The organism is Acidovorax sp. (assembly GCF_022763525.1).
Classification (GTDB): Bacteria; Pseudomonadota; Gammaproteobacteria; order Burkholderiales; family Burkholderiaceae_C; genus Acidovorax.
On the sequence record NZ_JALEGG010000272.1, the window covers coordinates 1 to 24455 of the forward strand.

Consider the following 24455-nt stretch of genomic DNA (forward strand, 5'->3'; position numbering starts at 1 on the left):
GCTGCTGCCAGCGCGTTGCCCCCCTCCCCGGCCGCTGGCATGGCGGTGTTCGAGCGCTACCTCACCGTCTGGGTGCTGCTGTGCATCGTGGTGGGCATTGCGCTGGGCCAGTGGCTGCCCGGCGCGGCCCGCGCCGTGGGCGCGCTGGAGGTGGCGCGCGTCAACCTGCCCGTGGGCCTGCTCATCTGGGTGATGATCATCCCCATGCTGCTGAAGGTGGACTTTGGTGCGCTGGCCGAGGTGCGCCAGCATGTGCGCGGCATTGGCGTGACGTTGTTCGTCAACTGGCTGGTCAAGCCGTTTTCGATGGCGCTGCTGGGCTGGCTGTTCATCCGCCACTGGTTTGCGCCGTACCTGCCTGCCGAGCAGATCGACAGCTACATCGCCGGGCTCATCCTGCTGGCCGCAGCGCCCTGCACGGCCATGGTGTTTGTGTGGAGCCGCCTCACCGGCGGCGACCCGCTGTTCACGCTTTCGCAGGTGGCGCTGAACGACAGCATCATGATCGTGGCGTTTGCGCCGCTGGTGGCCTTCTTGCTCGGCCTGTCCGCCATCACCGTGCCGTGGGACACGCTGCTCACCTCGGTGGTGCTCTACATCCTGATCCCCGTGGTGATCGCGCAATGGCTGCGCAAGCGCCTGCTGCGCAAGGGCCAGGCCGCGTTTGACGCCGCCGTGGCGCGCAGCGGGCCGTGGTCCATCGCCGCGCTGCTGGCCACGCTGGTGCTGCTGTTCGCCTTCCAGGGCGAGGCCATCCTGCAGCAGCCGCTGGTGATCGCCCTGCTGGCCGTGCCCATTCTCATCCAAGTGCTGTTCAACTCCGCCCTGGCCTATGGCCTGAACCGCGCCGTGGGCGAAAAGCACAACATCGCCTGCCCCTCGGCGCTGATCGGCGCGTCCAACTTCTTCGAGCTGGCCGTGGCCACGGCGATCAGCCTCTTCGGCTTTCACTCCGGCGCGGCACTGGCCACGGTGGTGGGCGTGCTGATCGAGGTGCCCGTGATGCTGGCGGTGGTGGCCGTGGTCAACCGCAGCAAGGGCTGGTACGAGGCGCGGGGCTGACAACCACTGACGGGGTGGTCACGCGCCTGCCACCGCCCCGCGCGCCTGGACCCGGCGCGAGACCAGCAGCCCCAGCGCAAAAATACCGACTGCCGCCGCCGTGAACACGGGAGGCAGCCAGCCCCGGTCCACGCTGAAGGCCACCAGCAGCACACCCGTGGACTGCCCCAGGAACAGCAGGCACGCAAACAACGTGACCGCCGTGCCCCGCGCCTCGGGCACCATCTGCGTGGCCTGCACCTGCAGCGTGTTGTGCAGCATGTAAAAGCCGATGCCCGCCAAGAAGCAGCCCAGCATGGCCCAGCCCACCGCAGGCGCCCAGGCCAGCGACAGCAGGCCGATGGCAACAAAACTGGCGCCCAGCACGGCCAGCCCCCGCTCTCCCAGCGCCGCCAGCCAGCGCCGCGCAAATAGGCTGTAGATCAGCCCGCCCACGCCATACAGCACCATCACGCCGCCCGCGGCCGAGGCCGACAGGCCAAACCCATCGACCATGCGCGCAGGCACAAAAGCCAACGTGCCAAACGCGAGTGCACCTTCAATCGCCACCACCGTCAGCACCCAGCGCACGCGCGCAATGCGCAGCAGCGCCAGGGTGCCCGCCAGGTAGTTGGGCAGCGAAAACGCCGGTGCGCCCGGCACAACCACAGGGCGCAGCGCCCCACTGGCACGCGCATGGCGCAGCAGCAGCGTGGCCGCCGTGAAGAACAGCACGGCCAGCACACCCAGCGCCGCACGCCAGCCCAGCGTTTCGGTGGCAAAGCCGCCAAACCACTGGCCCGCCATCATCCCGGTCACCGTGGCCACCATCAGGCGTGCCAGGGTCTCCTGCCGCTGCTCGTAGGCCACCTCATCCCCGACCCAGGCCATCGCCAACGGAATGATCCCGGCTGCCGCTGCCCCCATGGCCGCACGAGCCGCCACCAGCACCGTAAAACTCGGCGCCAGCGCCGTGATAGCGCTGAACACCGCACAGGCCGCCGTGGCGCCCATGATCACGCGGACCTTACCCACGCGGTCGCCCAAAGGGCCATAGACCAGCTGCAATACGCCATAGGCCACCGCAAACGCGGCAATCACCGCCGAGGCGTCACCCGTGCTGATCCGGTATTCCACCGAAAGCGCCACCAGCATCGGGTCACACACGCGCATGGAGGCCATGCTGCAGAAGGCCGCCAGGCCGAGCAGCCGCAGCATCGTCGAAGAAGAAGTCATGGGCGCCGATTGTGATGCGGCCGATCCAAGGCTGCAGGCGCAGCATGCGTGCACCCCGGCGACGCAAGGTTGAACATGCCCTAGAGCCGTTCGCGATCTCCCAGGGGTCGCGGCGGGTTGCGGGTTGGCATGCAAGGCGCGGTGTGCGGCCAAAAGCTCGGCTATTGGCAAACGCCGCAACGCCGCAGACCGCCCGCAAAGACCACTGCCCGAAGGGTTGGAGCGAAATCGGGCTGATGAACTCGGAGCTTTGACGCCCCGGCTGCTTGCATGGGCACGAGCCCATGCGACGCATCCGGAGCATCCACGTCCATCACGATGGCGCTCCAACGCGGCCCCTGGGAGATCGTGAACGGGCTCCAGAACCAGCGGTTGCCATTTTCCGGGAGGCAAACGCGTCGCCCGCGCGTACCATGCGCCCCTGATTTCCAACCAACGAGGAGAAAACCACATGAGCATGAACAAGCGCCACTTCGTCGCCGCCGGCATGGGCCTGGCCGGTCTTTGGACGGCTGCAGGCAGCAGCCACGCCGCTCCAAAAGCCAAGTCCGTTGCGGACCCTGCGCTGCTGACGATCAGCGGCGCGATTGCCAAGACCAACCGCGGCGCGCTTGATCCCGCCATTGACCAGATGATGGGCAAGCACGGCATTCAGTTTGCCAACGCCTATGCGCTGGACGCCGCTGCCCTGCAGCGCATGCCCGCTGTCACCATCCAGCCCACGCTGGAATACGACAGCAAGCCCCATACGCTCAAAGGGCCCCTGCTCACCACCGTACTGGCCGCCGCCGGAGTGGCCGAAGGCAGTCCCGTACAGCTGGTACTGCGCGCGGTGGATGGCTACAACGTCACCGTCAGCATGGCCGACGTGCAGGCCTGGCGCATGATCGTCGCCACGCACGTCGATGGCCAGCCCATGGCCCTGGGTGGCCTCGGACCGCAGTGGGCCGTGTACGACGCCGACAAGTTGCCCGCCTTCAAGGACAAGCCGGTCAAGGAACGCTTCGGACAGTGCCCATGGGGCCTGTACCACATCGAGGTGAAGAAGGCCTGAGCGGGCCTGAAGGGGCTTTTGAATGACTGCGTGTAGTCAGCACCCGCGGCAGCGCAGAACCGGCGGCTAACCGTCCTCGCCGCCCTGGCTTCCGTATTGAAACGCTCGTTTGATGCGGCTCCAGAGCGAAGCACGCGTTGCACGGTCGGTCGTTGGGGTCGCCGCCGAATCGCTGGCGCTGGCCAGGCCCCGCAAGGGATCGGCCGCCATGCCGACGGCGGGCGGCGCCAATGCCGCGGGTTCGGTGGGGCGCGGGTGGTGTTCCGCTGTGCCGCTGGTGTTGTGGTCAGACGGTTTCATCGGCTGCTGTCTCCTTTTGGCGCGGCCCAGGCGCATGGGCTCCTGCATGGGCATGCGCAGCCGCCAGCGTGTGCCGCGACACCCATTCAATGAGCCGCCGCGCCGCATCGGCACGGCACGCCGGCGCGCCCTGGCCCAGAAAACCATGGCCCTCGTTCGGATAGAGCACGAGTTCGGCCGGTGACTCGCTGGCGCACATGAAACTCACAAAGAGCTCTTCGGACTGGCATTTTGGGCAGCGCTCGTCGTCCTTTCCCTGCATGAACAACGTGGGCGTTGTCGCCTTCTCGATGTATTGCAGGGGCGAAAGCTTGCGGGCCTTCTCGCGGTCGAAACGCGGAGCCGTAGCCATATAGAAGGGGTCGGCGTAGTAGCCGCCGTCCGAAGTACCGTAGTGCGTTTCGATGTTGCCCACTGGCGCCATCACCACGGCGGCCCTGAAGACTGTGGTGTGGCCGATGGCCCACGCAGCGAGGTAACCGCCGTAGGATTTTCCGCAGATGGCCAGGCGCTTGTCGCACACACCCTGGGCCTGCAGCGCGGTGATGGCCGCCAGGTGCTGCGGCATGTCGCGGGCGCCCCAGTGGCCCTCGAGACGGTGGCTGAATTCGTGACCGAAGCTGGCCGACCCCACCGCGTTGAGCGCGAGCACGGCCCAGCCTTGCGAACACAGCACCTGCCAGTACACGGCGGAGTCGAAATCCAGCTGCGCATAGGCGGCGGGGCCGCCGTGGATGTCGTTGAGCAGGGGCGCGCAGCCAGTCGCTCCTTCAGCGCGCATCAGCCAGCCCTCTATCTGCGTGGTGGCGCCCTGCGCATCAGCCGGCACCTCGAATGTCATCGCCTCGGCGCGAATGGCCGTGCGTTCCTTCCACCACGGGTTCAGGTCACTGACCTTCCGCCAGGTGTCTCTGCACTGGTCGGTGCTGCACGTGAACAATTCGCTGGGCTGGCTTGGGTGGTGCACGGCCATTGCAAAGTGCTGTCCTGTCCAGCCGAACGCGCCCAGCTGCTGGTCGCGTTCGAGCAGCATGTGCAATTGCCCATCCAGCGTCATCCGGGCAATGTGATGGCGACCGCGGTGGGCAAGCACGAACACGATGCCTTCGTCATCGCCCATCCAGTGCACCGAGGCCGGTATGGCCACTTCCACCTCCCCCAGCTGGCGGGCGTTGCCGGTGGTGGTATCGAATAGCCAAAGGCGCATCTCGGCATCCCCGGCCAGCACCGATCCGGTGAACGCCAGGTACCGGCCAGACGGAGACCACACGGGCCACATGACATGCGCATGCGTGTTGACCAGGCATTGGTGGTTGGCGGTGCCGGTGCCGGTGGCCGGGCCAGCCCAGATTTCGGCTTCATGGGCGAAGCGGCCCTCGCGCGTGCGCACGTAGGCAATGCGCTGGCCATCCGGGGAAACGTCGTGGGCCAGTACGTCGAATGCCCCGTCCGTCAGCTGCGTGACCGCACCACTTCCCACCTCCACCTTGCAGAGATGGATCTCGCGGGCGAGCAGGTAGCCGATGCCATCGGACTTGTAAGGCAGTCGCCACGCCACCTCGGGCGCATCGGCTGCACGCGGGGCCGGCGGGTTGCTGCTGCGCGCGCCCCGCAGGTCCGGGTTCACCGGCGTCGCCACAGCAGCGATCAGGGACAAACCATCGGGCGTCCAGCGCAAGCCAGACGGTGCGCCCGGCAGCTGGCCTATCGCCCGCGCTTCGCCCGTGTCCATCTCCAGTACATGGATCTCCCCAGGCCCGTTCCGGTTCGACACGAATGCGAGCTGACTGCCGTCTGGAGACCAGCAGGGAGATTGGTCGTTGCCGGGGCCGAAGGTCATCTGTTCGGGCGCCGTGCCATTGAGCGCAAACCGCCACAGCTTGAACTGGTAGGCGTTGTTTTCACGATCGACGGAGCGCACCACCGCCGCAACCTGCTCCCCGATGGGAGAGCCCTGCAGTTCGGTAATGGCGAGGTGGCGGTAGAGGTCGTCCACTTCAAAAGGCTTGCAAGGCTGGCCGGGAGCGTGAGCAGGTCTGGAGGTCATCAATGGGCTCTTGAATGGATGGATGCGTGCTGCAGGCCGCATGCATGTGCGACGCCTGCTCGGCAGCTTCGAGCATCCAACGTAGCAGCAGATTCACCACCGCGCGTAGGACGCGGGGCAGCCCCCGTGCACGATTTCGCGCAGCTGCGGACAAGCGCAAGCAACGCGGCTGCCGACCCACGCGCCGTCCTACACCACCACCGTGGCTGGGCCCACACAGCGGCACAGACACCTCGGCGACAACTGTGGTGGTTGACGCCCTTCTCCCGAAAACCTCCCCGGAGATCGCGGCTGTCACTTCAACCACCGACATCAATGGAGCCTTGCAATGACCGAGAAACACTCCCCACCCCACTACAACCAATATGGACTCAAGGACGAAGACCCTCAGGCCGTGGACGTCTACGGCAATCGCCCTGGTGGCGAGCAGCCGGTGATCGGCCCAGCCGACACCGTGGATGCCGCGGGCCACCGAGTGGGTGCCAAGGCAGACCGGCCCTTTGACAAGCCGTCCTCCCGGACCGGCCAGGCCGCCATTGGCGAAGTGGACGACAAGCAGCGCTGACAACCAGCTTCGCCCCCCCCACGGGAGCCCTATGGCGGCAGCGGCGCGGTGGGGTCGGGGCATTACTACCGGCCCCCAGCCTGCAGTCCTACAGACCTTGCGAAAACGCGGTTCGACAGTGAACCCTCCCCCACGAAAGGATGTACCAATGCAACCCACCACCACTGGTGAAAACCGCACCGGCGCCGCCACCGCAGAAGAAGGCGTACGCGCCATGCTTGATGCCAACGAGCGCTGGGCACCTCCCGGCCCTATCGACACGACGCTCGCGGAAGCGGACCGGGGGGTCTACATCATCGAATCAGATGCCCTCGGCTCGGTACCCCCGCCGGTGACCATCCAGGGCATGCTCAAGAGCGGCTTGAACAAGCTCATGGGCGAGCGCCCGGAAATGCTGATGGACAAGATCGGTGAACGGATCGCGTTCGAGCGCACGGGAACCCGCCTGTACGACGCGCTCATCCTCAAGTACGAGATCCTGGCCGAGAGCGACAACGCACCTGCACTGCCCAACCCACTGGACGGCGCGGAAGAGGACGTGGGAGCGACGTTGCAGCGGATCCGCACTGAAGAGCGGGCCCACTTCCTGATGCTCAGCGAGGTCATGCGCTCGCTGGGTGGCGACCCCACGGCCCAGACGCCTTGCGCAGATGCCACCGCGACGGCATCCATGGGGATCATGCAAGTCGTGACCGACCCTCGCACGACGCTGGCGCAGTCCCTCAACGCCATGCTCATTGCCGAGCTGGCAGACAACGCTGGCTGGGAACTGCTGATTGCGCTGGCCCAGGAAGCGGGCAAAACCGACATGGTGGAAATGTTTGAAAACGCGATGGCCGAGGAGCAGGAACACCTGGCCACGATCAAGGGCTGGCTCACTGCGCTGGTGACCGCTGGCAGCACCGCCACCACCGTGGCCGCATAACCCAGGAGACATTGCATGACCATCAACCTGCTTCAAGACAAAGGCACGCCTCTCGGCCGCCAGACCGTGGCGTGGAAAGACATGGTGGGCAAGCCCATCAGCAAGCTCGACGACGATGCGTTCACCCGCGTTCGGGCGATTCTGATGAACGGGCTGGAGCTCGACTCCCTGCGCACCAAGCAAGTGGCCTTGCGCATGAACGCCGATGCGCGCGTGCAGCTGGCCCAGCTCATGCGGGTGGAGCAGCACCAGGCGACCACGATCAATTGGCTGATCGGCGCGGACCATTCTCCGCTGGAGACGACGATTGGCTACGAACAGACAGCCATCGAGGTGACCGCGTCGGTGGCGCAACTGGAGCCCGACCCGTACCTGGCCCAGGGATACCGCTACGCGCTGCTCGAAGACTTCGACCATCTTTACCGCTACAGCGCGCTGCTCGACCGGCTGGAGGGCAAGGATGCCAACAACATCACGCAGGGCTACACCGACATCGTGCCTGCGCGGCCTACATGGGAGCACCACCGCGCGCCCGAGCACGACCTGCTGCAGCCTTACGGCCCTGATGCCGCATTGAGCACCAAACTGCACGCACTGACGCTCACGGGTGGGGAGTACCAGACGCACGACTACTACATGAACATCGGCCCCTTGTTTGCCGACCCTCTGGCGCGCCAGCTGTATGCGGAGATTGCGTCGGTGGAGTCGCAACACATCACCCACTATGGCTCGATGCTGAACCCGCACGAAACCCCGCTGGAAAAGCTCCTGATCAGCGAGGCCTGCGAAGTATGGAACTACGCCGGTTGCGCGGCGCAGGAAACCAACCCTCGCATCCGGGCAATCTGGGAACGCTTCCTGGACTACGAACTGGGCCACCTGCAGGTGGCGCTGCAGCTCTTCAAAGACCTGGAGCGCCGCGACCCCGCCGAGGTACTCGGCGATGGGCTGCTGCCCAGGTTCATCGAATTCCAGAGCCAGCGCGGCTTTGTGCGGCACGTGGTTGAAAAGGAAACCCAGCTGCGCAAACGCGATACCGCGTTCGTGGACGAATCGGAGGAAGGTGCGTCGTCCTTGACGTACCGCACAACGGTCAACGCCTCCGGCTCGCCGTCCCGAAATGCATCCGCTACGTGGACCTGGTCTCCGGGGACCGAACTCGTACGCGATGCCGAAGCGTTCAAAGAAGCAGCGTAGCCGCCGTGGCCGCGGCGCCGATGGTGGCTGGGCCACGAATAACCCGCGTGAACTCTCTCACGCAAAAGGACAACCATGAAAACATTCCCAAAACTGCTGATCGCCACTGCCGCCCTGGCCGCCGCCATGGCGGCGCAGGCACAAGTGAGCAAAAAAGACCAGGACTTCATGACCCGTGCCGCCGCGGGCGGACTGTATGAAGTGGCGGCCGGAACCTTGGTGCAGGAAAAGGGGCGCAGTCCCACCGTGAAGGCCTTTGGCGAAATGCTCATCAAAGACCACACTGCCGCCAACGGCGAGTTGAAAGCCCTGGCCAGCGCGAAGGGTGTGACTCTGCCTACGGCTGTGCCGGCGGACAAGAAGAAACGCCTGGACAAGATCGCCAAGGCCAAGGACTTCGACAAGGAGTTTGTGGACGAGGTGGGTGTGGACGATCACAAGAAAGATATCCAGCTCTTCGAGAAAGCCAGCAAGGATGCTGACGATGCCGAGGTGAAGGCTTTCGCTGCCAAGACCTTGCCCACCCTCAAGGCCCACCACGAGCACGCCGAAGGCTTGAAAAAAGCCTACGGCCAGTAAGCCATGACTGCGCGGGAAACGCAGGAACCCAGCGGCCAGGCCGCCAGCCAGGCCGTCGTGCGCGAGTCTGAAAAACTGCTGGCGCACCAAGCCAGCATCCCCGATGGACCCAACGTCGCTCCCAGCCCTCTGGAGCATCTGGCGGCGCAAGGGCAGGTCACTGGGCCTGAAGGAGCAAAGAGCGGTGCCACCCCGTCCGGGACGGGCACGGTAACCCCACCCGGCACACCCAGGCCCAGCTCGGAGCTGCCACCAGCCGAAAGCTCCGCAGGTGACGCGCCGGTCGAGCCCGTCGACCCCGCCGAGCAAGCCTTGGTGGATGAACAGCTAGGCCGCGACAGGGAAGTCGCCCAGCACACCAAAGCGCCCTCTTCCGGTGGCTGACCAGACGGCACGTCGAGCCGTGCGCGTTCCGCGTCACCCGGCGGCGGTTGTGGCCGTCAAACGCTCATAACGCCACTGCACCCGAAGAGCTGTGGCTTCCCCCTGTGCCAAAGTCCGCAGCCCGGGCTGACCGGGCTGATGGAAAGCGTCGATGGGCTGGGTGATGGGTTCAAAGCAAAAAGCAGTGCCGTGCGGAGGCCGGTAGATCAGGCAGTAATGCCGGGCCGCCCCGCCCTCATTCGCAAAGTCAGGCATGTGGGCCGTCAGCCGTAGGCCGCGCTCGGGCCACTCGATTTGCGCCGTGCCGCCCCAGCCCGTGTAGGCGTTATCGATCAAATCCCCATGAGCAGAAATGCCAGCGTTCAGGTCCCATCCCGGGGGAAATTGCGAGGTGAGCTCCGTGGGCAGCGGGTCGTCACCACAAAGCCAGACGGCTTGCACGGGGGCCGTGATGCGCGTGGTGGCCGAACGCGGAAACCAGGGGTGCAGCCCCAGGCCATAGGGCAACGGCTGCTCGCCCAGGTGACGCAATTGCACCGACTGGTCCAGCCCTCCGTCCACGAGGCGGAAGGTTTGCACGCACTCGTATTCGTACGGGTTGCCATCGAAGTGCTGCGATCGCAGGGACATCTGCAGCGTGTCGTTGGCAGGCTGGGTGATCTGCCAGGGCTGGAGCCACCCGTCGCCATGGATGGGGTACGGCTCGCCGACTCGGTTGGGACGCAGGGGGTGGAACTGCCCGGCATGCTCAAACCCTCCGCCGCTGATGCGGTTGGACCAAGGCACCATGGCAAAGGAAGCCAGCTTGTACAGGTCACACGTGATGCCGTCCCATGGCCGCCAGAGGTCGAGACGGGCCGCCGCGTCCTGCGGGTCGTCGATCTGCCACGCGCCCACGCTGCCGCCGAGCGTAGGGACCAGCCCCAGGTGCTGACCGGCATGGTGCAGCCAGACGATGGGGTGGTGGGTTTCGGGGTCCTGGGTTTCGGGGTCCTGGGTGGTCATGGGGTTGGCTTTCTGAAGAGAGGGAATTGTGAAGACGGCCGCGAACCGCAACGCTCGGGCTCTTGTGACGGGAGGCCCAAGGAGGTCCGCGCCATTGACGAGGCCCGTGTCCAGCGGTGGTTCAGTCGCGTTCCCACTGGCCCAGAGCCGCGCCGATCAGCCGCAGAACAGATGGGCCGGCATACCTGGCGCATTCAGGTCCACGGCAAACAGTGCGCCCGCCAGCGGCTCGGCCGCCAGTTGTTCAGGCGACAGGCCGGTGCGCGCCGACGTGATGTAGAGCGTGCGCAGATCTGCACCACCGAAAGCGCAGTTGGTGACCTGGCTCACAGGCAGCGCGATCCGGGCCAGCTCGGCGGCAGTGTCAGCGTCATGGCAGGTCACGCAGCCGCCGCCCCAGTGGGCAATCCACAAGCGGCCCTGGGCATCGGTGGTCATGCCGTCGGGCACGCCGTCAGCGGCGGGCCAGCGCATCCACAGGGTCTTGTCACTCACGGTGCCAGTGGCCGGGTCCCAGCGGTAGCGGTAGGTGGCACCCTGCACGGTGTCGTTGAAGAACATGGCTGGGCCCTGCGCAGTAGGTGCCCAGGTGGGGCCATTGGTCACGGCGAAACCGTCGTCGTGGCGCACGCATTCGCCGCTGGCGGTGTAGCTGTAGAGCGCGCCAGAAGGTGCCTCGCAGGCGAAGTCCATGCTGCCGCCCCAAAAACGCCCCTGAGCGTCGCACTTGCCGTCATTGAAGCGGTTGCCCACACGCTCGGGCTCGGGCTGGTGAAGGTAGCGGGGGGCGGCATCAGCGGTGGGGTCCCACTGTGCAAAGCCCCGGCGCAGCGTGATGATGAAGCCCGCCGCAGGGGCCCGTTCTGCGATGGCAGAAATCTCTTCCTCCAACGTCCAGCGCTGGTGCGTGCGGGTCACTGGATGCCAGCGGTGCAGTTCGCATTGCAGGATGTCCACCCAGTAGACGGCCTGCTCGCGCACCGACCACAGCACGCCCTCGCCCAGGGCATTGCCGGGGGCCACGATGCACCTCAGGTCGCTGGCGGCGGCGGGTGCGACCCACGAAACCGCTGCAGCAGGCGCGGCTGCCTTCTCTGGCGGGGGGAGCGGGTTTTCAAGCAAGGGGCGCACGCGTGTCTCCGGTCATTTTTTTGCGTCGGCCTGCCGCCAGGCACTTGACGAGCGGCATCTTATCAACGTCAATTGATGCTTGAAATGAATTTTTTTGCCATTGATTAATTGCAATATTGATATGTCACAGCTTTTTACTCCCTCTTCTTCCTCGGCTGACGCGGCAGGCGCCCCGCAGGGCCTGGCCCGTTTTCCCAGCCTGCAAGGCCGCGCAGTCTTCGTGACGGGGGGCGGCAGCGGCATCGGCGCGGCCATCGTGGCTGCGTTTGCCGAACAAGGTGCACGCGTGGCCTTTGTGGACGTGGCGCGCGAAGCCAGCGAGGCCCTGGCAGAGCGTTTGGCCGAGGACGGACTGCCCCGCCCCTGGTGGCGCGTGTGCGACGTGCGCGATGTGCGCGCGCTGCAAGCCTGCGTGGCCGACGCTGCAGCCGAGCTGGGCAGCGACTTTGCGGTGCTGGTGAACAACGTGGCCAGCGACGACCGGCACACGCTCGAATCCGTGACGCCCGACTACTACGACGAACGCATGGCCATCAACGAGCGGCCTGCCTTCTTCGCGATCCAGGCGGTGGTGCCCGGCATGCGCAAGTTGGGCGGGGGCTCGGTGATCAACCTGGGCTCCACAGGCTGGCAAGGCAAAGGCACGGGCTATCCCTGCTATGCCATTGCCAAGTCGTCAGTGAACGGCCTTACCCGCGGCCTGGCAAAGACGCTGGGGCAGGACCGGATCCGCATCAACACGGTGTCGCCCGGCTGGGTGATGACGGAGCGCCAGATCAAGTTCTGGCTGAACGCCGAGGGCGAGCAGGAAATTGCGCGCAACCAGTGCTTGCCCGACAAGCTGCGGCCGCACGACATTGCTCGCATGGTGCTGTTTCTGGCGGCGGATGACGGGGCAATGTGCACCGCGCAGGAGTTCAAGGTGGATGCAGGATGGGTTTGACCAAGGCAATTTCTGTCCTCGGCGCCTGATTGCTGAGCGCGGATAGCTACCATTTTTATAGCATTCGAGGGCGCATCCTTGGGGAGATGACGGCCCAAGCGGGACAACGCTCCACCCATTCGGGCTGAGCTTGCCGAAGCGGAGGACGGCGCGCGGATGAGGCGCCGCCCGCTTTGGCACGCCCCGCAGCAAATGTGCTCAACACTACAAAAACAATAGCTGCCAGCGCTTGCTGAATAAGCGCCAGAGCCCAAAAACACTCAAGACTCAATCCCCCGCCTCCAACCGCCGTCCATACTGCACCAGACTCGCCTGCTTCAACGCCTTCATCATCACCTTCGCCGCCGGCGACAACAGCCTGTCCGATCGCGTGATGATCCCGAAGGCATCCATATGGCACGGCATCTCCAGCGGCAGCACCGTCACGATCCCGTGCGCCGCGTAGTAATGCGCCACATCGGCGCCCACCACCGCAATCATGTCGCTCTGCTGCAGCATGCGCGTGATGAACAGCAGGGCCGATGTCTCCACCGTGTGCAGCGGCGGCGCCAGCCCGTCCTGCTGGAACATCAGGTCAAACCGGTGCCGCAGCACGCTGCCCGCGGGCGGCACGATCCAGTTGGCCGACACCACGTCGCGCAGCGTCAGACCCGTCATGCTCGACAGCGGGTGCCCCGGACGCGTGATGGCGCAGACCAGCTCTTCCGTCAGCGACTCGTAGCGCAGGTTCTCCTTGTCATGCTCCTCGTACAGGCGGCCCACCACGATGTCGAGCTTGCCCTGCTCCAGCCGCTCCAGCAACACCGGGCTGGTTTCAATGTCCAGCGAGATGCGCAGGCTGGGGTGCTCCTGCTTGACCAGCGCCACGGCTGCGGGCAGCAGGCTCAGGCCGGGTGAGGTGATGGCGCCGATGCCCACCTGGCCGTAGTGCCCGCGCTTGAGCGCGCCGATCTCGTCGTGCGCCTGGTTCAGGTTGGCCAGGGCCATGCGGGCGTGGCGGATCATGGTCTCGCCATACCACGTAGGCCGCATGCCGCGCGGCAGGCGCTCGAACAGCGACACCTCCAGCACGTCTTCCAAGTCCTTGAGCAGCTTGGAAGCGGCCGGCTGGGTCATGCTGAGCACCTGGGCGGCGCGGTGGATGTTGCCCTCTTCGGCCAGGGCCACCAGCAGCAGTAGCTGGCGCGTTTTGAGGCGGGCGCGGATGAACCAGTGGTTGTAGGTGCTCATGGGTGAGAAGCGTCGAGGGATGGATGGCCGGGACGGGTTTTCCAGAATGCAAAGACAGATATCTATTTTGTCGAAAAAATGATTGGATTGATATCAAAACCTTCCATAGACTTCGCCGCACTTGCAACCAACCCCGCCCAAGGCCCCGTCCATGAAGTTCGGCGAACACCAGCTCAACCCCCGGCACCTGATCAACGGTCGCTGGGAGATCGGCACCACTACCGGCGTGAGCACCAACCCGTCAGACACCCGCGAAGTGGTGGCCGAGTACGCGCGCGCCGACCGCAACCAGACCGAACTGGCCGTGCGGGCCGCGGCCGATGCCCTGCCCTCCTGGAGCCAGAGCACGCCCCAGCGCCGGGCCGATGTGCTGGACATGATCGGCAGCGAGCTGCTGGCACGCAAGGACGAGCTGGGTGCGCTGCTGGCCCGTGAAGAAGGCAAGACCCTGCCCGAAGGCGTGGCCGAGGTGGCGCGCAGCGGGCAGATCTTCAAGTTCTTTGCCGGCGAGGCACTGCGCATTCCGGGCGAGCTGCTTGCCTCCGTGCGCCAGGGCGTGCAGGTGGATGTGACCCGTGAGCCCGTGGGGGTGGTGGGCATCATCGCGCCGTGGAACTTCCCGTTTGCCATTCCGGCCTGGAAGATCGCGCCCGCTCTAGCCTACGGCAACACCGTGGTCTTCAAGCCCGCCGAGCTGGTGCCCGCCTGTGGCTGGGCGCTGGCTGAAATCATCAGCCGCAGCGGCCTGCCCGCCGGCGCTTTCAACCTCATCATGGGCAGCGGCCGCGAGGTGGGCCAGACGCTGGTGGACCACCCGCTGGTCAACGCCTTGAGCTTTACCGGATCAGTCGCCACAGGCGACCGCATCCTGCGCGCCGCCAGCCAGCGCCGCGCCAAGGTGCAGCTGGAGATGGGTGGAAAGAACCCGCTCATCGTCTTGGCCGACGCCGACCTGGACCAGGCGGTGGACTGCGCCCTGCAAGGCTCGTACTTCTCCACGGGCCAGCGCTGCACGGCGTCCAGCCGCCTCATCGTGGAAGCCGAGGTGCACGATGCCTTTGTGGCGCGCCTGCGCCAGCGCCTGGTGAACCTGAAGGTAGGCCACGCACTGGAGCGCGGCACCGAAATGGGCCCGGTGGTGGACGACAACCAGCTAGAGCAGAACCTGAGCTACATCGACATTGCGAAGAGCGAGGGGGCGGAGCATGTCTGGGGCGGCGAGCGCATGGAGCGCCCCACCCCCGGCCACTACATGAGCCCTGCACTCTTCCTGGCCCAACCCGAACACCGCGTGGCGCGCGAGGAAATCTTTGGTCCCGTGGCCTGCGTGCTGCGCGCCGACGACTACGACCACGCGCTGGCCCTGGCCAACGACACGCCCTTTGGCCTGTGCGCGGGCATCTGCACCACATCGCTCAAGCGCGCCATGCATTTCAAGCGCCACGCGGCCGTGGGCATGACCATGGTGAACCTGCCCACGGCGGGTGTGGACTTTCATGTGCCCTTTGGCGGCCGCAAGGAATCGAGCTACGGCGCCCGCGAACAGGGCAGCTACGCCGCCGAGTTCTACACCACCGTCAAGACCGGCTACATGCTGGCCTGACCCCTCTTGCGCGAATTTCCCATCCCTCAACCATCGTCAACCAACCATTAAAGACAGGAGACAAGAGATGACGAAGATGAACCGCCGCACCGTCGCTGCCGCCCTGGCCGCCGTGCCCGTCGCCGCACTGCTGCCGGGCGCCGCCTGGGCGCAAAAGCCCATCGTGCTGGGCTTCAGCCAGGTGGGAGCCGAAAGCGAATGGCGCACCGCCAACACCGAGTCGATCAAGTCCGCCGCCAAGGAGGCCGGCATTGAACTGAAGTTCTCGGACGCTCAGCAAAAGCAGGAGAACCAGATCAAGGCCATCCGCTCCTTCATCGCGCAGAAGGTGGATGTGATCGCGTTCTCGCCCGTGGTGGAGTCCGGCTGGGAGCCCGTGCTGCGCGAGGCCAAGGCCGCCAAGATCCCCGTGGTGCTGACCGACCGCGCGGTGAACACCAAAGACACCTCGCTGTACGTGACCTTCATGGGCTCGGACTTTGTGGAAGAAGGCCGCAAGGCCGGCCGCTGGCTAGTGGAAAAGATGAAGGACCACAAGGGCGAGGTCAACATCGTCGAGCTGCAAGGCACCGTGGGCTCCGCCCCCGCCATCGACCGCAAGAAGGGCTTTGAGGAAGTCATCAAAGCCGACCCCAAGTTCAAGATCATCCGCAGCCAGACGGGCGACTTCACCCGCGCCAAGGGCAAGGAAGTGATGGAAGCCTTCCTGAAGGCCGAGGGCAAGAAGATCAACGTGCTGTACGCGCACAACGACGACATGGCGATTGGCGCCATCCAGGCCATTGAAGAAGCCGGCATGAAGCCCGCCAAGGACATCGTCATCATCTCCATCGACGCGGTGAAGGGCGCCTTCGAAGCCATGATCGCCGGCAAGCTCAACGTGAGCGTGGAGTGCAGCCCCCTGCTGGGCCCGCAGCTGATGAGCGCCGTCAAGGACATCAAGGCAGGCAAGGCCGTGCCCAAGCGCATCGTGACCGAGGAAGGCATCTTCCCGATGGAGGTGGCGGCACAAGAATTCCCCAAGCGGAAGTATTGATTCCGGAGGCAATTAGCCCCCACCACTCGTTCACGCTGAGCCTGTCGAAGCGCCACGCGAGGCTTCGACAGGCTCAGCCCGAACGGCTCTGAAACTGCTCTCGACACGCCGCAGTGGCGTGGACATTCACAACAACAGGAGACAAAACCAAATGAAGCGTGCAATTTTCAAAGCCGTGCTGACCAGCGTGGCGCTCGCAGCCATCGGCGCCACATCCCTCGCATCGGCCCAGGACAAGGGCACCATCGGCATCTCGATGCCCACCAAATCCTCGTCGCGCTGGATTGCTGATGGCGACAACATGGTCAAGGTGCTCAAGGAGCGCGGCTACAAGACCGACCTGCAGTACGCAGAGGATGACATTCCCAACCAGCTTGCGCAGATCGAGAACATGATCACCAAGGGTGCCAAGGTGCTGGTGATTGCGTCGATCGACGGCACCACGCTGTCCAAGGCGCTGCAGAACGCGGCGGACAAGGGCGTGAAGGTCATTGCGTACGACCGCCTCATCAAGGGCTCGAAGAACGTCGACTACTACGCCACGTTCGACAACTTCCAGGTGGGCGTGCTGCAGGCGAACTCCATCGTGGACAAGCTGGGCTTGAAGCAAGGCAAAGGCCCCTTCAACATTGAACTCTTCGGCGGCTCGCCCGACGACAACAACGCCTTCTTCTTCTATGACGGTGCCATGAGCGTGCTGCAGCCCTACATCGACAGCGGCAAGCTGGTGGTGCGCAGCAAGCAGACCGGCATGAACAAGGTGGGTACCCTGCGCTGGGACGGCGCCGTGGCCCAGGCGCGCATGGACAACCTGCTGTCGGCCTACTACGGCAAGGAAAAAGTCCATGCGGTGCTCTCACCGTACGACGGCTTGTCCATCGGCATCCTGTCGTCGTTGAAGGGTGTGGGCTACTGCACGCCGCAGCAGCCCTGCCCCGTGGTCAGCGGGCAGGACGCGGAGATCCCCTCGGTCAAGTCCATCCTGAAGGGCGAGCAGACTTCCACCGTGTTCAAGGACACGCGCGAACTGGCCAAGGTGGCCGCCAACATGGTCGACGCCGTGCTGTCGGGCAAGCAGCCTGAAATCAACGATACCAAGACCTACAACAACGGCGTGAAGGTGGTGCCGTCGTACCTGCTCAAGCCGGTGTCGGTCGACGCCTCCAACTGGAACGCAGTGCTGGTGGGCAGCGGCTACTACAAAGAGTCGCAAGTCAAGTAGCACGCCGCATTCTCCCCACGTGAATCGCCATCTGCCGACATGCCACCGGGGCGAGGCAGATGGCCTGCAACCGGCACGGACCTCCAGGGCTTCGGGCCGCAACAGACTGAAAGACCATGCTTCTTGAGATGCGGAACATCCGCAAGACCTTCCCGGGGGTGGTGGCGCTGAACCAGGTGAACCTGCGCGTCAAGGCCGGGGAGATCCACGCCATCGTGGGTGAAAACGGGGCGGGCAAATCGACGCTGATGAAAGTGCTTTCGGGCGTGTACCCGCATGGCAGCTACAGCGGCGACATCATTTTTGACGGGGAAGCACGCGAGTTCTCCGGCATCCGTGACAGCGAGCACCTGGGCATCATCATCATTCATCAGGAACTGGCCCTGGTGCCCCTGCTGTCCATCGCCGAGAACATTTTTCTCGGCAACGAAACAGCACGCCACGGCGTCATCGACTGGATGGCCGCGCACAGCCGAGCTCAGGCGCTGCTCGCCAAGGTGGGCCTGCGCGAGTCGCCCGAGACCCCCGTGGGCCAGCTGGGCGTGGGCAAGCAGCAGCTGGTGGAGATCGCCAAGGCCCTGTCGCGCAAGGTGCGGCTGCTGATCCTGGACGAACCCACCGCCAGCCTCAACGAGAACGACAGCCAGGCCCTGCTGGACCTGCTGCTGGAACTCAAGGCCCAGGGCATCACCTGCATCTTGATTTCGCACAAGCTCAACGAAATTTCACGCGTAGCGGATTCCATCACTGTCCTGCGCGACGGCAGCACCGTGCAGACCCTGGATTGCCACGAAGGCCCGGTGAGCGAGGACCGCGTGATCCAGGCCATGGTCGGCCGCGAGATGAGCGACCGCTACCCACCGCGCCAGCCACAGATCGGCGACGTCGTCTTCGAGGTGCGCGACTGGCGGGCTCACCATCCGCAGCGCAGCGACCGCGAGCACCTCAAGGGCATCGACCTGAATGTGCGGCGCGGCGAGATTGTGGGCATTGCGGGCCTGATGGGCGCAGGCCGCACCGAGCTGGCCATGAGCATCTTCGGTCGTTCGTGGGGCCAGCGCATCAGTGGCGAAGTGCGGCTGCATGGAAAGTCCATCGATGTGAGCACAGTGGAGAAGGCCGTGCGCCACGGCCTGGCCTATGTGACCGAAGACCGCAAGGGCAACGGCCTGGTGCTGAACGAGGACATCCAGTTCAACACCTCGCTGGCGAACCTGCCGGGCGTGTCGTTCGCCAGCGTGATCGACAGCGGCCAGGAACACCGCGTGGCACAGGATTACCGCGAAAAGCTGCGCATCCGCTGCTCGGGCGTGGACCAGAAGACGCTGAACCTGTCGGGCGGCAACCAGCAAAAGGTGGTGCTGAGCAAATGGCTGTTCACCAGCCCCGAAGTGCTCATCCTCGACGAGCCCACGCGCGGCATCGACGTGGGCGCCAAGTACGAGATCTACACCCTCATCGCCCAGCTGGCGGCCGAGGGCAAATGCGTGATCGTGATCTCCTCCGAAATGCCCGAGCTGCTGGGCATCACGGACCGCATCTATGTGATGAACGAAGGCCGCTTTGTGGCCGAGATGCCCACGGCCGAAGCATCCCAAGAACGAATCATGCGAGCCATCGTGAGTGCCCCCTCTGAGGCGCTTCGCGCCATCCCCCCCAAGGGGGACGCCGCCCGTGCGGCGGGGCGGCCCTTGCACGGCGGCCGCGCGTAGCTGCATGCCCCATTTCAGCGCCGGATGAACCGCACAACGCATTGAACTGATGACCGAAATGAGCCAGACCACCCATCCCCCCGCCAGCACGCTGGCCGACGGAAACCCGACAGCAGCGGCGCGGCACGACAAGCCACTGCTGCAGCACCTGCAGCACAACCTGCGCGAATACGGCATGTTGATCACGCTGGTGGCCATCATGGGCTTCTTCCAGTACATGACCGAGGGCACGCTGATGCAGCCCTTGAACCTGACCAACCTGGTGCTGCAGAACAGCTACATCGTCATCATGGCGCTGGGCATGCTGCTGGTCATCGTGGCCGGGCACATCGACCTGTCGGTGGGCTCGGTGTGTGGCTTCATCGGCGCGCTGGCCGCGGTGCTGATGGTCGAATACAACTGGCACTTTGTGCCCGCGACGCTGGTGTGCCTGCTGTGTGGCGGCCTCATCGGCGCCATTCAAGGCGGGTTTGTGGCCTTCTCGCGCATTCCGTCGTTCATCGTCACGCTGGCGGGCATGCTGGTGTTCAAGGGCCTGGCGCTGGCGCTTTTGGCGGGTCAGTCGGTGGGGCCGTTCCCCTCGGCATTCCAGATGCTCAGCTCGGGCTTCATCCCCGACCTGTTCAGCGTGGAGGGGCTGCGCCTGACCTCGCTGCTGCTGGGCGCTGCGGTGGCTGCGGCTCTGGCCGTGGGCGGACTGCGCCAGCGCGCCAACCGCCTGCGCCATGGCGTGCAGACAGAACCTGCAGGCCTGTTCATCGCACGCACGGTGGTGTTTGGCGGGCTGCTGGTGTACTTCAGCTACCTGCTGGCCTCGTACAAGGGCCTGCCCAACGTGCTCATCGTGATGGCGCTGCTGATCGTGCTGTTCGACTTTGTCACCAGCCGCACCACCATTGGCCGCCGCATCTACGCCATGGGCGGCAACGAGAAGGCGGCCAAACTTTCGGGCATCAAGACCGAGCGGCTTACGCTCTACGCCTTCATCAACATGGGCGTGCTGGCGGCCCTGGCCGGGCTGGTGTTTGCGGCGCGGCTGAACACCGCCACGCCCAAGGCGGGCCTGGGTTTTGAGCTGGACGTGATTGCGGCCTGCTTCATCGGCGGCGCATCGGCCTCAGGCGGCGTGGGCAAGGTGATGGGCGCGGTCATTGGCGCCTTTGTGATGGGCGTGATGAACAACGGCATGTCCATCCTAGGCATCGGCATCGACTACCAGCAGGTCATCAAGGGCGTGGTGCTGCTGGCCGCCGTGCTCGTGGACGTTTACAACAAGAACAAGGCATGACGGCTGCCATGGACGCATCCACCGCTCACGCCCCTGCTGCAGCCCCGGTGCTGCAGCTCTCGGGCATCCACAAGCAGTTTGCGGGTATCACCGTGCTGCGCGATGTGCAGCTCAACCTCTACCCTGGCGAGATCCATGCGCTGATGGGGCAGAACGGTGCGGGCAAGTCCACGCTGATCAAGGTGCTGACGGGCGTGCTGGAGGCCAGCGGCGGCCAGATGCGGCTGGGAGGGGAAGCCGTGTGGCCCGACTCGCCGCTGGCCGCGCAGCGCCTGGGCATCAGCACGGTGTACCAGGAGGTCAACCTCTGCCCCAACCTCTCGGTGGCCGAGAACATCTTTGCGGGCCGCTACCCGCGCTGCGGCATTGCGCAGGGCTTTCGCATTGACTGGGCCACGCTGCACCAGCGCGCCCGCGATCTGGTGGCGCGCATCGGTCTGCAGATCGACGTGACGCGCCTGCTGTCGGACTACCCCGTGGCCGTGCAGCAGCTGGTGGCGATTGCGCGCGCACTCAGCATCGAATCGCGCGTGCTGATTCTGGATGAGCCCACCTCCAGCCTGGACGACGACGAGGTGCAAAAGCTCTTTGAGGTGCTTCGGCGCCTGCGCAGCGAGGGGCTGTCCATCGTCTTTGTGACGCACTTTTTGAACCAGGTGTATGCCGTGTCCGACCGCATCACCGTACTGCGCAACGGCAGCTGGGTGGGCGAATGGCTGGCCAAAGACCTGGGGCCACAGGCGCTGATCGCCGCCATGCTGGGCCGCGACCTGGCGGCCGCATCGACCGAGCCAGCGGTGTCGCCCGTGTTCGACACCCGCCAGACCACGCTGCTGCAAACCGAGGGCCTGGGGCACGACACGCAACTGCAGCCACTGGACCTGCAGATCCGTGCGGGCGAGGTGGTGGGCTTGGCGGGACTGCTGGGCTCGGGCCGCACCGAGCTGGCGCGTCTGCTGTTCGGCCTGGAGCAGCCCGACCGGGGCGCGCTGCGCATCGACGGGCAGGTAGTGAAGTTTGCCAACCCCATGGATGCGATCCGTCATGGCCTGGCCCTGTGCCCTGAAGAGCGCAAGACCGACGGCATCGTGGCGGAACTGTCGGTGCGCGAGAACATTGCGCTGGCGCTGCAGGCCCGCATGGGCGTGGGCCAATTTCTTTCGCGTGCCGAGCAGACGGCGCTGGCCGAACGCTATGTGAAGCTGCTGGGCATCAAGACCGAGACCGTGGACAAGCCCATCGGCCTGCTCTCGGGTGGCAACCAGCAAAAGGCGATCCTCGCGCGCTGGATGGCCATCGAGCCGCGCCTGCTGATCCTGGACGAACCCACGCGCGGCATCGACGTGGCCGCAAAGCAGGAAATCATGGACCAGATCCTGCGCCTGGCCCAGGCGGGCATGGCCGTGCTGTTCATCTCTTCCGAAATGAGCGAGGTGGTGCGGGTAGCGCACCGCATCGTGGTACTCCGCGACCGCCGCAAGGTGGGTGAGCTGCCTGCGGGCAGCAGCGAAGACGCCGTTTACGACCTGATTGCTGCCGAACATGCTTGAACGTTCCCCTTCCCTTCTGGCGGCGTTGCTGCGACACCGTCTGGCCTGGCCCCTGATCACGCTGGCACTGCTGCTCGTCGTGAACACGGTGTTCAACAGCAGCTTTCTGCACATCGAATGGCGCGACGGGCACCTGTACGGCAGCCTCATCGACATCCTGAACCGCGCCGCACCGCTGGTGCTGGTGTCGCTGGGCATGACGCTTGTGATTGCCACACGCGGCATCGATATTTCGGTGGGTGCGACGGTGGCCATTGCAGCGGCCGTGGCAGCGTGGCTGATCGGCGGCTCGGTGTCGGGCACCGAGAGCCGGTTTCCACTGCCGGTCGCCATCCTGGGCGCCATCGGCGTGGCACTGCTGTGCGGCTTGTGGAACGGCGTGCTCGTCGCCAAGGTGGGCATGCAGCCGATCATCGCCACGCTGATCCTCATGGTGGCGGGCCGGGGCATTGCCCAGCTGATCACCGACGGGCAGATCATCACCATCTATTACACGCCCTACTTCTTTATGGGCGGTGGGTACCTGGCAGGGCTGCCGTTCTCTGTGTTCGTAGTGGCCGCAGTCTTCGTGGTGCTGTACCTCGCCATCACGCGCACGGCGCTGGGCCTGTTCATCCAAGCAGTGGGCATCAACCCCACGGCGGCGCGGGTGGCGGGTGTGCAGGCGGGGCGGCTTATCGTGGCGGCCTATGTGTTCTGCGGCGTGTGCGCGGGCATTGCGGGGCTGCTGATCAGCTCCAACGTGAAGAGTGCAGACGGCAACAACGCCGGGCAGCTGCTGGAGCTGGACGCCATCCTGGCCGTCACGCTGGGTGGCACCGCCCTCACCGGAGGCCGATTCAGCCTGGTGGGCAGCGTGATTGGCGCACTCATCATCCAGACGCTGACCTACGCCATCTACTCCCTGGGCGTGCCGCCCGAGATCAACCTGGTGGTGAAGGCCGTGGTGGTGTTCATCGTGATGCTGCTGCAGTCGCCCGATTTCCGGGCGCAAGTGGGCGCCCTGGCACGCCGTCCTGGCGCGGGAGCCTTGCAATGAGCGCCGTTCCCAAGACCGCAAGCTTCGGCACCGTGCACCACCCTGCCGCACAGGCCACCGCCGAGCGCGCGCGGTTCAACCCCAAGTACCTGCCGCTGGCAGCCACCATCTCGCTGTTCGTAGCCATGGCCACGCTGGGCTCGGTGCTGTACACCGGCTTCTTCTCGGCCCAGGTGTTCCTCAACCTGCTGATCGACAACGCCTTCCTCATCATCGTGGCGGTGGGCATGACGTTCGTGATCCTGTCGGGCGGTATCGACCTCTCGGTGGGATCGGTGGTGGCGCTGACCACCATGGTGCTGGCCGCGCTGGTGGAACACCGGGGCTGGAACCCGATGGTCGCCATCCCGCTGGTGCTGCTGATGGGCACGGCATTTGGCGCGTTCATGGGTTTCCTCATCGAGCGCTTTCGGCTGCAGCCCTTCATCGTCACGCTGGCGGGCATGTTCCTGGCGCGCGGGCTGTGCTACCTGATCAGCATCGACTCCATCAGCATCACACACGAAGGCTACTCCGAGCTGGCCCAGTGGCGACTGCCGCTGTGGGAAGGCGCCTCACTCTCGCTGGGCGCGCTCATCGCCATTGCCGTGCTGCTGGTGGCGCTGTTTGTGGCGCATTGCACGCCGTTTGGCCGCAGCGTGTATGCGGTGGGCGGCAGCGAGCACTCGGCCGTGCTCATGGGCCTGCCGGTGCGCCGCACGCTCATTGGCGTGTACACGCTCTCGGGTTTTTGCTCGGCGCTGGCGGGCGTGGTGTTCACGTTCTACATGCTGTCGGGCTACGGCCTGCATGCCGTGGGCATGGAGCTGGACGCGATTGCCGCCGTGGTGATTGGCGGAACGCTGCTCACGGGTGGCGTGGGCTATGTGGCGGGCACGCTGTTTGGCGTGCTCATGCTCGGAATCATCCAGACCCTGATTTCCTTCGACGGCACGCTCAGCTCCTGGTGGACACGCATCGTCGTCGGTGTGCTGCTGTTCGCTTTCTGTCTGCTGCAGCGGCTGCTTTCGCGCCGCTCGGGCAAGGCCCGTTGACCCTTCATTTCTCCTCCTTCTCTCGCACCCCACCATGACCACCCCCAAGCGCAAACTCCGCTCCGCCGAATGGTTCGGCACGGCCGACAAGAACGGCTTCATGTACCGCAGCTGGATGAAGAACCAGGGCATCCCCGACCACGCGTTTGACGGCCGGCCTGTGATCGGCATCTGCAACACCTGGTCCGAGCTGACCCCGTGCAATGCTCACTTTCGCAAGATTGCCGAGCATGTGAAACGCGGCATCTACGAGGCGGGCGGCTTTCCGGTGGAGTTCCCGGTGTTCTCCAACGGCGAATCCAACCTGCGCCCCACGGCCATGCTCACACGCAAC

Annotated in this window: 23 protein-coding genes; 17 read left to right on the forward strand and 6 right to left on the reverse strand. The window is 65.2% G+C overall.

Annotated elements, in window-relative coordinates:
* Positions 1–39 precede the first annotated feature (39 nt).
* Positions 40–1062: an ACR3 family arsenite efflux transporter gene (arsB, locus tag MRY84_RS20895; RefSeq protein WP_291507624.1), complete on the forward strand. Its 1023-nt coding sequence runs from the start codon at positions 40–42 to the stop codon at positions 1060–1062.
* Between the two features lie 18 nt (positions 1063–1080).
* Here arsB and MRY84_RS20900 read toward each other — a convergent pair whose 3' ends face one another.
* On the reverse strand, positions 1081–2277 hold the full coding sequence (locus tag MRY84_RS20900) for an MFS transporter (protein WP_291507603.1): 1197 nt from the start codon (positions 2275–2277) through the stop codon (positions 1081–1083).
* A gap of 457 nt (positions 2278–2734) precedes the next feature.
* Between MRY84_RS20900 and MRY84_RS20905 the strand changes: the two genes are divergently transcribed.
* A complete protein-coding gene (locus MRY84_RS20905; protein WP_291507625.1) occupies positions 2735–3331 on the forward strand; it encodes a molybdopterin-dependent oxidoreductase in 597 nt (198 codons plus the stop codon).
* A gap of 66 nt (positions 3332–3397) precedes the next feature.
* Here the strand turns inward: MRY84_RS20905 and MRY84_RS20910 are convergent, their stop codons facing one another.
* On the reverse strand, positions 3398–3631 hold the full coding sequence (locus tag MRY84_RS20910) for a hypothetical protein (protein WP_291507604.1): 234 nt from the start codon (positions 3629–3631) through the stop codon (positions 3398–3400).
* Positions 3618–5678, reverse strand: a complete 2061-nt coding sequence (locus MRY84_RS20915) for a prolyl oligopeptidase family serine peptidase (RefSeq protein WP_291507605.1) — start codon at positions 5676–5678, stop codon at positions 3618–3620. The genes MRY84_RS20910 and MRY84_RS20915 overlap by 14 nt, the downstream gene beginning before the upstream one ends.
* Positions 5679–6006: 328 nt before the next feature.
* Between MRY84_RS20915 and MRY84_RS20920 the strand changes: the two genes are divergently transcribed.
* The 5 genes from MRY84_RS20920 to MRY84_RS20940 all read left to right on the forward strand — a co-directional run bounded on the left by MRY84_RS20920 (position 6007) and on the right by MRY84_RS20940 (position 9328).
* Complete coding sequence (locus MRY84_RS20920) at positions 6007–6243, forward strand: hypothetical protein (RefSeq protein ID WP_291507606.1); 237 nt, start codon at positions 6007–6009, stop codon at positions 6241–6243.
* A 148-nt stretch (positions 6244–6391) separates the two neighbouring features.
* Positions 6392–7168, forward strand: a complete 777-nt coding sequence (locus MRY84_RS20925; RefSeq protein ID WP_291507607.1) for a ferritin-like domain-containing protein — start codon at positions 6392–6394, stop codon at positions 7166–7168.
* A 15-nt stretch (positions 7169–7183) separates the two neighbouring features.
* Entirely contained in the window at positions 7184–8365 is a 1182-nt protein-coding gene (locus tag MRY84_RS20930; RefSeq protein WP_291507608.1) for a hypothetical protein, read from the forward strand.
* 75 nt (positions 8366–8440) lie between these two features.
* Positions 8441–8944: a DUF4142 domain-containing protein gene (locus tag MRY84_RS20935; protein WP_291507609.1), complete on the forward strand. Its 504-nt coding sequence runs from the start codon at positions 8441–8443 to the stop codon at positions 8942–8944.
* 3 nt (positions 8945–8947) lie between these two features.
* Positions 8948–9328 (forward strand): hypothetical protein, encoded by a 381-nt coding sequence (locus MRY84_RS20940; protein ID WP_291507610.1) that lies wholly within the window; start codon positions 8948–8950, stop codon positions 9326–9328.
* A 33-nt stretch (positions 9329–9361) separates the two neighbouring features.
* Here the strand turns inward: MRY84_RS20940 and MRY84_RS20945 are convergent, their stop codons facing one another.
* Both MRY84_RS20945 and MRY84_RS20950 read right to left on the reverse strand, forming a co-directional pair.
* The gene (locus tag MRY84_RS20945; protein WP_291507611.1) at positions 9362–10333 is read right to left on the reverse strand and encodes an aldose 1-epimerase; all 972 of its coding nucleotides are present in this window, start codon (positions 10331–10333) and stop codon (positions 9362–9364) included.
* Positions 10334–10489: 156 nt separating this feature from the next.
* On the reverse strand, positions 10490–11464 hold the full coding sequence (locus MRY84_RS20950) for an SMP-30/gluconolactonase/LRE family protein (RefSeq protein ID WP_291507612.1): 975 nt from the start codon (positions 11462–11464) through the stop codon (positions 10490–10492).
* 121 nt (positions 11465–11585) lie between these two features.
* On the opposite strand from MRY84_RS20950, the gene MRY84_RS20955 reads away from it, so the two are divergent.
* Positions 11586–12407 (forward strand): SDR family oxidoreductase, encoded by an 822-nt coding sequence (locus tag MRY84_RS20955; RefSeq protein WP_291507613.1) that lies wholly within the window; start codon positions 11586–11588, stop codon positions 12405–12407.
* Between the two features lie 267 nt (positions 12408–12674).
* Here the strand turns inward: MRY84_RS20955 and MRY84_RS20960 are convergent, their stop codons facing one another.
* On the reverse strand, positions 12675–13637 hold the full coding sequence (locus MRY84_RS20960) for a LysR substrate-binding domain-containing protein (RefSeq protein ID WP_291507614.1): 963 nt from the start codon (positions 13635–13637) through the stop codon (positions 12675–12677).
* A gap of 151 nt (positions 13638–13788) precedes the next feature.
* Here MRY84_RS20960 and MRY84_RS20965 point away from each other — a divergent pair, with 151 nt between their 5' ends.
* From MRY84_RS20965 to MRY84_RS21005, 9 genes are all read left to right on the forward strand, one after another.
* On the forward strand, positions 13789–15240 hold the full coding sequence (locus MRY84_RS20965) for an aldehyde dehydrogenase family protein (protein ID WP_291507615.1): 1452 nt from the start codon (positions 13789–13791) through the stop codon (positions 15238–15240).
* 67 nt (positions 15241–15307) lie between these two features.
* Positions 15308–16276, forward strand: coding sequence for an ABC transporter substrate-binding protein (locus MRY84_RS20970; RefSeq protein ID WP_291507616.1), 969 nt, complete (start codon positions 15308–15310; stop codon positions 16274–16276).
* 151 nt (positions 16277–16427) lie between these two features.
* Positions 16428–17498 (forward strand): multiple monosaccharide ABC transporter substrate-binding protein, encoded by a 1071-nt coding sequence (chvE, locus tag MRY84_RS20975; RefSeq protein ID WP_291507617.1) that lies wholly within the window; start codon positions 16428–16430, stop codon positions 17496–17498.
* A gap of 116 nt (positions 17499–17614) precedes the next feature.
* Complete coding sequence (gene mmsA / locus MRY84_RS20980; protein WP_291507618.1) at positions 17615–19210, forward strand: multiple monosaccharide ABC transporter ATP-binding protein; 1596 nt, start codon at positions 17615–17617, stop codon at positions 19208–19210.
* Between the two features lie 58 nt (positions 19211–19268).
* Positions 19269–20498, forward strand: a complete 1230-nt coding sequence (gene mmsB, locus MRY84_RS20985; RefSeq protein ID WP_291507619.1) for a multiple monosaccharide ABC transporter permease — start codon at positions 19269–19271, stop codon at positions 20496–20498.
* Positions 20495–22048, forward strand: a complete 1554-nt coding sequence (locus MRY84_RS20990) for a sugar ABC transporter ATP-binding protein (RefSeq protein ID WP_291507620.1) — start codon at positions 20495–20497, stop codon at positions 22046–22048. The genes mmsB and MRY84_RS20990 overlap by 4 nt, the downstream gene beginning before the upstream one ends.
* A complete protein-coding gene (locus MRY84_RS20995) occupies positions 22041–23087 on the forward strand; it encodes an ABC transporter permease (protein WP_291507621.1) in 1047 nt (348 codons plus the stop codon). Before MRY84_RS20990 ends, MRY84_RS20995 begins: the two co-directional genes overlap by 8 nt.
* A complete protein-coding gene (yjfF, locus tag MRY84_RS21000; protein ID WP_291507622.1) occupies positions 23084–24121 on the forward strand; it encodes a galactofuranose ABC transporter, permease protein YjfF in 1038 nt (345 codons plus the stop codon). Before MRY84_RS20995 ends, yjfF begins: the two co-directional genes overlap by 4 nt.
* A 34-nt stretch (positions 24122–24155) precedes the next feature.
* Positions 24156–24455: dihydroxy-acid dehydratase (locus MRY84_RS21005; RefSeq protein WP_291507623.1), on the forward strand; the 300-nt coding region annotated here is incomplete at its 3' end.

Bases quoted from the DNA above. Each gene is read 5' to 3' on its own strand.
- arsB (WP_291507624.1), top strand. From the start codon at position 40: ATGGCGGTGTTCGAGCGCTACCTCACCGTCTGGGTGCTGCTGTGCATC.
- MRY84_RS20900 (WP_291507603.1), bottom strand. From the start codon at position 2,277: ATGACTTCTTCTTCGACGATGCTGCGGCTGCTCGGCCTGGCGGCCTTC.
- MRY84_RS20905 (WP_291507625.1), top strand. From the start codon at position 2,735: ATGAACAAGCGCCACTTCGTCGCCGCCGGCATGGGCCTGGCCGGTCTT.
- MRY84_RS20910 (WP_291507604.1), bottom strand. From the start codon at position 3,631: ATGAAACCGTCTGACCACAACACCAGCGGCACAGCGGAACACCACCCG.
- MRY84_RS20915 (WP_291507605.1), bottom strand. From the start codon at position 5,678: ATGACCTCCAGACCTGCTCACGCTCCCGGCCAGCCTTGCAAGCCTTTT.
- MRY84_RS20920 (WP_291507606.1), top strand. From the start codon at position 6,007: ATGACCGAGAAACACTCCCCACCCCACTACAACCAATATGGACTCAAG.
- MRY84_RS20925 (WP_291507607.1), top strand. From the start codon at position 6,392: ATGCAACCCACCACCACTGGTGAAAACCGCACCGGCGCCGCCACCGCA.
- MRY84_RS20930 (WP_291507608.1), top strand. From the start codon at position 7,184: ATGACCATCAACCTGCTTCAAGACAAAGGCACGCCTCTCGGCCGCCAG.
- MRY84_RS20935 (WP_291507609.1), top strand. From the start codon at position 8,441: ATGAAAACATTCCCAAAACTGCTGATCGCCACTGCCGCCCTGGCCGCC.
- MRY84_RS20940 (WP_291507610.1), top strand. From the start codon at position 8,948: ATGACTGCGCGGGAAACGCAGGAACCCAGCGGCCAGGCCGCCAGCCAG.
- MRY84_RS20945 (WP_291507611.1), bottom strand. From the start codon at position 10,333: ATGACCACCCAGGACCCCGAAACCCAGGACCCCGAAACCCACCACCCC.
- MRY84_RS20955 (WP_291507613.1), top strand. From the start codon at position 11,586: ATGTCACAGCTTTTTACTCCCTCTTCTTCCTCGGCTGACGCGGCAGGC.
- MRY84_RS20960 (WP_291507614.1), bottom strand. From the start codon at position 13,637: ATGAGCACCTACAACCACTGGTTCATCCGCGCCCGCCTCAAAACGCGC.
- MRY84_RS20965 (WP_291507615.1), top strand. From the start codon at position 13,789: ATGAAGTTCGGCGAACACCAGCTCAACCCCCGGCACCTGATCAACGGT.
- MRY84_RS20970 (WP_291507616.1), top strand. From the start codon at position 15,308: ATGACGAAGATGAACCGCCGCACCGTCGCTGCCGCCCTGGCCGCCGTG.
- chvE (WP_291507617.1), top strand. From the start codon at position 16,428: ATGAAGCGTGCAATTTTCAAAGCCGTGCTGACCAGCGTGGCGCTCGCA.
- mmsA (WP_291507618.1), top strand. From the start codon at position 17,615: ATGCTTCTTGAGATGCGGAACATCCGCAAGACCTTCCCGGGGGTGGTG.
- mmsB (WP_291507619.1), top strand. From the start codon at position 19,269: ATGAGCCAGACCACCCATCCCCCCGCCAGCACGCTGGCCGACGGAAAC.
- MRY84_RS20990 (WP_291507620.1), top strand. From the start codon at position 20,495: ATGACGGCTGCCATGGACGCATCCACCGCTCACGCCCCTGCTGCAGCC.
- MRY84_RS20995 (WP_291507621.1), top strand. From the start codon at position 22,041: ATGCTTGAACGTTCCCCTTCCCTTCTGGCGGCGTTGCTGCGACACCGT.
- yjfF (WP_291507622.1), top strand. From the start codon at position 23,084: ATGAGCGCCGTTCCCAAGACCGCAAGCTTCGGCACCGTGCACCACCCT.